We start from the raw sequence: 5878 nt of genomic DNA, 5'->3' as shown, positions 1-5878 counted from the left end.
TTCCTGGTGGCGCATTTCCACAACGTCATCATCGGCGGCACGCTGTTCGGGATGTTCGCGGGCATCAACTACTGGTTCCCCAAGGCGTTCGGCTTCAGGCTCGACGAGTGGTGGGGCAAGGTGTCGTTCTGGTCGTGGGTGGTCGGCTTCTACTTCGCGTTCATGCCGCTCTACGTGCTGGGGCTGATGGGCGTGACGCGGCGGCTTCGCCACTTCGACGATCCGTCCTTGCGCATCTGGTTCCTGATCGCGGCGTTCGGCGCGGCGCTGGTGATGGTCGGCATCGCCGCCTTCCTTATCCAGATCTACGTGAGCGTGCGCGATCGCGAGCGGCTGCGCGACACGACGGGCGACCCGTGGAACGGCCGCACGCTGGAATGGGCGACCTCCTCGCCGCCGCCGGCGTACAACTTCGCGTTCACGCCCGTCGTCCATGACGGCGACGCCTGGGCGGACATGAAGGCGCGCGGCGCGAAGGCGCCGACGGGTGGCTGGCGGCCGATCCACATGCCGCGCAACACCGGCGCGGGCGTGATCCTGGGCGGACTGAGCGTCGTCTTCGCGATCGGGATGATCTGGTACATCTGGTGGCTGGCGGCCGCGGCGTTCGTGGCGATCATGACGGTCGCGATCGGGCACAGCTTCAACTACGATCGCGACTTCCACATCCCCGCCGAGGAGGTGGAGCGCACCGAGCGGGCGCGCAGCCCGCAGATGGCGGACGCCTGACATGAACATGCAGACCTTCCCGCCGGTCGGGGGCGATCCGTCCAGCCCCACCTTCTACCTCGCGGACGAGGAGCATCATGCCGACGGCGGCGGCACGATGCTCGGCTTCTGGATCTACCTGATGAGCGACTGTCTCATCTTCGCGGTCCTGTTCGCGATCTATGGCGTGCTCGGCACCAGCTATGCGGGGGGGCCGAGCCCACGCGACCTGTTCGAACTGCCGCTGGTCGCGGTGAATACCGCAATGCTGCTGTTCTCGTCGATCACCTATGGCTTTGCGATGCTGGCGATGGAGGACGGCCATGTCCGCCGCACGCAAGGCTGGATGGCGGCGACCGCGCTGTTCGGGCTCGCGTTCCTGTGCATCGAGCTGCACGAGTTCTCGACGCTGATCGCAGACGGCGCGACACCGCAGCGCAGCGCGTTCCTGTCCGCGTTCTTCACGCTGGTCGGCACGCACGGGCTCCATGTCTCGATCGGACTGGTCTGGATCGCGACACTGATGGCGCAGGTCGGCAAGCACGGCCTGATCCAGGCGAACAAGCGCCGGCTGATGTGCCTCAGCATGTTCTGGCACTTCCTCGACGTCATCTGGATCGGCGTCTTCACCTTCGTCTACCTGCTGGGAAGCCTGCGATGAGCGATGCCCTCCACCCCGATCCCGCCAACCACGACGCCGAGCTGCACGCGCACGGCGACACCCACGGCCACGGTTCGCGCCGCGGCTACCTGACCGGCTTCGCGCTGTCGGTGCTGCTGACGGCGATCCCGTTCGGGCTGGTGATGACCGGCGTCATCACGGACGCGAGGGTGACGGGGCTGCTCGTCATGGCGCTGGCGGTGGTGCAGATCGTGGTCCACATGGTCTACTTCCTGCACATGGACGCGAAGTCGGAAGGAGGATGGACGATGATGGCGTTGATCTTCACCGTCGTGCTCGTCGTCATCGCGCTCAGCGGATCGCTGTGGGTGATGTACCACCTCAACACCAACATGATGCCGATGTCCGCGCACGACATGAGCCAGATGCCGTGACGCCGCCGACCGGCGCGCGTCCGCCGCGGTCGTGGCGCGCGCTGGTCGCGATCGGGGTGCTGGGCCTCGCTGCGATGCTGGCCTTCGCAGCCCTGGGGGCCTGGCAGGTGGAGCGGCGCGCATGGAAGCTCGGCCTGATCGCCCGCACCGGCGAGCGGCTCGCCGCCGCGCCCGTGCCCGCGCCCGGACCGGGCGAATGGGCAAGAGTGACGCGGACCCGCGACGAGTACCGCCGCGTCAGCCTCCGCGGGCACTATATCGGCGCGGCGCGAACCCTGGTCGCGGCGTCGACGGAATACGGCCCCGGTTACTGGGCGATGACGCCGTTGCGCGACGATCGCGGATACATGGTGCTGGTCAATCGCGGCTTCGTGCCTTCGGCGGCGCAGAGGGTGGCCCCACCGGGAGAGGTGCGCGTCGTCGGCCTGCTGCGCATCACGGAGCCCGGCGGCGACCTGTTGCGCAGCAACGCTCCCGCCGCGGGCCGCTGGTACTCGCGCGACGTGGCCGCGATCGCCGCCGCCCGGCACCTGTCGCCCGTGGCACCGTTCTTTGTGGATGCGGACGCCACGCCCAATCCGGGCGGGTATCCGATCGGCGGGCTGACCGTCGTCTCGTTCACCAACAACCACCTCGTCTATGCGATCACCTGGCTGACGTTGATGACGATGACGGCCGTCGCCACCACGATCGGCCTGCGTCATGAGTGGCGAGCATGGGCGAGGCGATGACCTGCGCCGACGCGTCGCCACCCGGACGCGCGCGCTGGTCGCCGGAGGCCGCGGGCGCCCGCAACATGGTCCAGCTGGTTCAGTTGCGATGGGTCGCGGTCCTGGGCCAGCTGGCGACGATCGCGATCGTGCGCTTCGGGATGGACGTGAGGCTGCCGCTGATACCGATGCTCGGCGTGAGCGGGGCCGTCCTGCTGCTCAACGTCATCAGCCTTCTGCTGTTGCGGCGCGGACGGGCCACCTCGAACGCCGCGCTGTTCTTCGCCCTGGTTCTGGACGTCCTGTCCCTGACCGCTCAGCTTTTCCTGAGCGGCGGAGTGACCAACCCGTTCGTGTCGCTCTACCTGCTCCAGGTGGTGCTCGGCGCGATCCTGCTCGACACCTGGTCGACGATCGCGATCGTCTTCCTTGCGAGCGCGTGCTTTGCGCTGCTGATCGGGTGGTATCGTCCGATCGAGCTGCCGCCGACGCTGGCCGATCATCTCGCGACCCTCAATGTCGCGGGAGCGTGGATCTGCTTCGCGCTTATTGCGACCTTGCTGGTGCTGTTCGTGACGCGGATCAGCCGCAACCTGCGTGCCCGCGACGCGCATCTGGCCGACCTGCGCCAGCAGGCGGCGGAGGAGGATCACATCGTCCGCATGGGGTTGCTGGCGTCGGGCGCAGCGCACGAACTGGGTACCCCGCTCGCCTCGCTGGCCGTGATCCTGGGTGATTGGCGACGCAACGCCGCGCTCGCGTGCGATCCCGAACTGCTCGACGACGTCACGGAGATGCAGGCCGAGGTCGGACGCTGCAAGGCGATCGTGACGGGCGTGCTGCTCGCGGCTGGGGAGGCGCGGGGCGAGTCGCCCGTCGCGACCACCTTGCGCCGCTTCGTCGATGGGCTGGTGGCGGACTGGCGCTCGGGTCATGCCGCGACACGGCTCGCGTTCGACGACGGCCTTCGCCGCGACCCGCCGATCGTCGCCGACACCGCGCTGAAGCAGGTGATCTTCAATGTCCTCGACAACGCCGCGGAGGCGTCGCCCGACCGGATAGGTCTCGCCGTGCGGCTGGTCGAGGATGATCTGGTGGTTACGGTGCGCGACGTCGGACCGGGATTCGCTCCGGACCAGCTCGCGAGCTTCGGCAAGCCGTATGTGTCGAGCAAGAGGAGGCTCGGGGGCGGACTCGGCCTGTTCCTCGTCGTCAACGTCATGCGCAAGCTGGGTGGCCATGTCGACGCGTCAAATGGGGCCGATGGTGGCGCGATCGTCGTGCTGACGATGCCGCTGAGCACGCTGGCCCTGGCGGGGGACGCGGATGGCGGATGATCCGTTGCTGGTGATCGTCGAGGACGACCAGGCCTTCTCGCGCACGCTTGCCCGTTCGTTCGAGCGGCGCGGCTATCGCGTGGAGGTCGCCGCCGGACATCCCGAACTGCTGGAGCTGCTCGCGACCGTCACGCCCGACTATGCGGTGGTGGACCTGAAGCTCGGCGGCGCGTCGGGGCTGACCTGCGTACAGGCGCTGCATGCGCATGATCCCGCGACCCTCATCGTCGTCCTGACCGGTTTCGCGAGCATCGCGACGGCGGTGGAGGCGATCAAGCTGGGCGCGTCGCAATATCTCGCCAAACCGTCCAACACCGACGATATCGAGGCGGCGTTCGGCCACGTCGTCGGCAATGCCGACGTCCCGCTCAGCGCGCGGGCGACATCCATGAAGACGTTGGAATGGGAACGCATCCACTCGATGCTGGCCGAGACCGACTTCAACATCTCCGAGACGGCGCGACGCCTGGGCATGCACCGGCGCACGCTGGCTCGCAAGCTGGAGAAGCGGCAGGTCAGCTAGGCGATCCAACGGGCCGGACGACGATCCTGCGCCCCGTCGGCCGGCCGGGCGCAGGGCTGGTCCCGCATCCCGTCACCCCGGCATCCCGTCACCCACGCGGTCCGCCAGCCTCTGTCCGGACTGCCAGGCCGCTTCGATGCGCGGGCCGATCAGCCAGTCGCCGCAGACACCCAGCCGGCGATCCGCGTTCCACAGCGCCCCCGTCCCGAGGTTTCCCGATCTGGCATAGCGCCACCGGTGGACGCTCGTCGCGATCCGATGGGGAAGCTCGCCTCCGATCTCATGGGCGAACGTATCGAGGATCATCGCCTCGACCTCGGCCGGCGTGTCCTCGATATGCGCCTGCGACCATTCGGCGCCGGCCTGGAGCACCCACGCCTCGGGACCCTCGCGGCCCGGCTTCGCCGAATTGCGCACGGCAGACGCCAGGGGGCCGGGGTCCGTGAGCCGGTCGCGATCGGTGGGAACGCGGGACCGGTATGCGACCATGACCGTCCAGCAGGGGGCCGAGGGCGTCGAGAGGGCCGCTTCCGCCATCGCCGGATCATGTCCTTCGACCAGCGCCGGGACCTGCTCGGCGGGCACCGCGACGATCGCCGCGTCGAACGGATTGGCGCCGATCCCGTCACCGCGGACGCGCCACCGACCGTCCCGTGACAATCCTTCTGCGCGCATGCCCCATCGAACGTCCAGCCCGTCGGCCATCGCGCGGACCGGCGCGTTCATCGCGGGCATGCCGACCCACGCATCCGCGCCCGCCGCCGGCCATCGTGCCGCATGTCCGGTCGCCTCCCACCGCCGTACCTGATCGAGGAAGGCGGGATCGCGGGCGGTGAAATACTGCGCGCCATGGTCGAAGCAGGCCGTGCCCGAACGGGTATCGAGCCGGCGCGTGGACATGCGGCCGCCGGCGCCCCGTCCCTTGTCGAACACGACGACATCGTGGCCGCGGCCGTGCAGCGCCGTTGCGCAGGAGAGGCCCGCCATGCCCGCTCCGATGATGCAGATACGCATGTCCGTTCGCCATCAGTCCGCAGATGCACCAGGGATCGCAGACTAATCCGGCCGTGACCAGCGCCCGGTCTCCATCCAGCGCAGCAGCGGCTTGAGCGGCGCGATCCACAGGATGCCGGTCACGAGGTAGAAGGCCGGCTGCAACCAGCCCGGCCACTGGCCCACGATCCGCGACAGGCTGGCGATCAGCACGCACCATGTCAGCGCCAGCCCGAAGATCGCGAGCGCGCCCAGCGGCTTGCGCAGCGTCGGTTCTTCTACCGGGTCCACCAGTCGGTCTCCGTGATGATGTCGTGCAGGGGCACGTCCCAGGGATCGGGAGCCAGGGCCGCCACCCGCTGGATCGACCAGGCGACGCCCACCCGCCACGCCGACGGATGGGCCTCGAACGCCCGGTCGTAATGTCCCGCCCCCTGACCGAGCCGGTTGAGCATGGCGTCGAAGGCGACCAGCGGCGTCAGGATCACGTCGGGCGCTACCTCCGGCCACGCCGCCGGCGGGACCGACAGGCCGAACGGCCCCGCCGCGAG

At 68.9% G+C, this 5878-nt stretch carries 9 protein-coding genes; 6 read left to right on the top strand and 3 right to left on the bottom strand.

Annotated features, from left to right (window positions below):
• From HUV01_RS10970 to HUV01_RS10945, 6 genes are all read left to right on the top strand, one after another.
• The coding region (locus tag HUV01_RS10970) for a cbb3-type cytochrome c oxidase subunit I (protein WP_174298290.1) at positions 1-729 on the top strand (729 nt) is incomplete at its 5' end.
• A gap of 1 nt (position 730) precedes the next feature.
• Complete coding sequence (gene cyoC, locus HUV01_RS10965) at positions 731-1369, top strand: cytochrome o ubiquinol oxidase subunit III (RefSeq protein ID WP_217430986.1); 639 nt, start codon at positions 731-733, stop codon at positions 1367-1369.
• The gene (gene cyoD, locus HUV01_RS10960) at positions 1366-1764 is read left to right on the top strand and encodes a cytochrome o ubiquinol oxidase subunit IV (protein WP_174298289.1); all 399 of its coding nucleotides are present in this window, start codon (positions 1366-1368) and stop codon (positions 1762-1764) included. Before cyoC ends, cyoD begins: the two co-directional genes overlap by 4 nt.
• Positions 1761-2495 carry an SURF1 family protein gene (locus HUV01_RS10955; RefSeq protein ID WP_254606572.1) on the top strand — a complete coding sequence of 245 codons (735 nt, stop codon included), beginning with the start codon at positions 1761-1763 and terminating at the stop codon, positions 2493-2495. Before cyoD ends, HUV01_RS10955 begins: the two co-directional genes overlap by 4 nt.
• The gene (locus HUV01_RS10950) at positions 2480-3811 is read left to right on the top strand and encodes an ATP-binding protein (protein WP_254606570.1); all 1332 of its coding nucleotides are present in this window, start codon (positions 2480-2482) and stop codon (positions 3809-3811) included. Before HUV01_RS10955 ends, HUV01_RS10950 begins: the two co-directional genes overlap by 16 nt.
• Positions 3801-4334, top strand: coding sequence for a response regulator transcription factor (locus tag HUV01_RS10945; protein ID WP_174298288.1), 534 nt, complete (start codon positions 3801-3803; stop codon positions 4332-4334). The genes HUV01_RS10950 and HUV01_RS10945 overlap by 11 nt, the downstream gene beginning before the upstream one ends.
• 72 nt (positions 4335-4406) lie before the next feature.
• Here the strand turns inward: HUV01_RS10945 and HUV01_RS10940 are convergent, their stop codons facing one another.
• The 3 genes from HUV01_RS10940 to HUV01_RS10930 form a co-directional block, all read right to left on the bottom strand.
• Positions 4407-5348 (bottom strand): NAD(P)/FAD-dependent oxidoreductase, encoded by a 942-nt coding sequence (locus HUV01_RS10940; protein ID WP_174298287.1) that lies wholly within the window; start codon positions 5346-5348, stop codon positions 4407-4409.
• A gap of 42 nt (positions 5349-5390) precedes the next feature.
• Entirely contained in the window at positions 5391-5618 is a 228-nt protein-coding gene (locus HUV01_RS10935; protein WP_174298286.1) for a DUF2842 domain-containing protein, read from the bottom strand.
• The coding region (locus HUV01_RS10930) for a 5-formyltetrahydrofolate cyclo-ligase (RefSeq protein ID WP_302480047.1) at positions 5606-5878 on the bottom strand (273 nt) is incomplete at its 5' end. The genes HUV01_RS10935 and HUV01_RS10930, both read right to left, overlap by 13 nt.

Source organism: Sphingomonas bacterium (assembly GCF_903643035.1).
GTDB lineage: Bacteria > Pseudomonadota > Alphaproteobacteria > Sphingomonadales > Sphingomonadaceae > Sphingomonas.
This window is presented reverse-complemented; position numbering and strand designations above follow the sequence as displayed.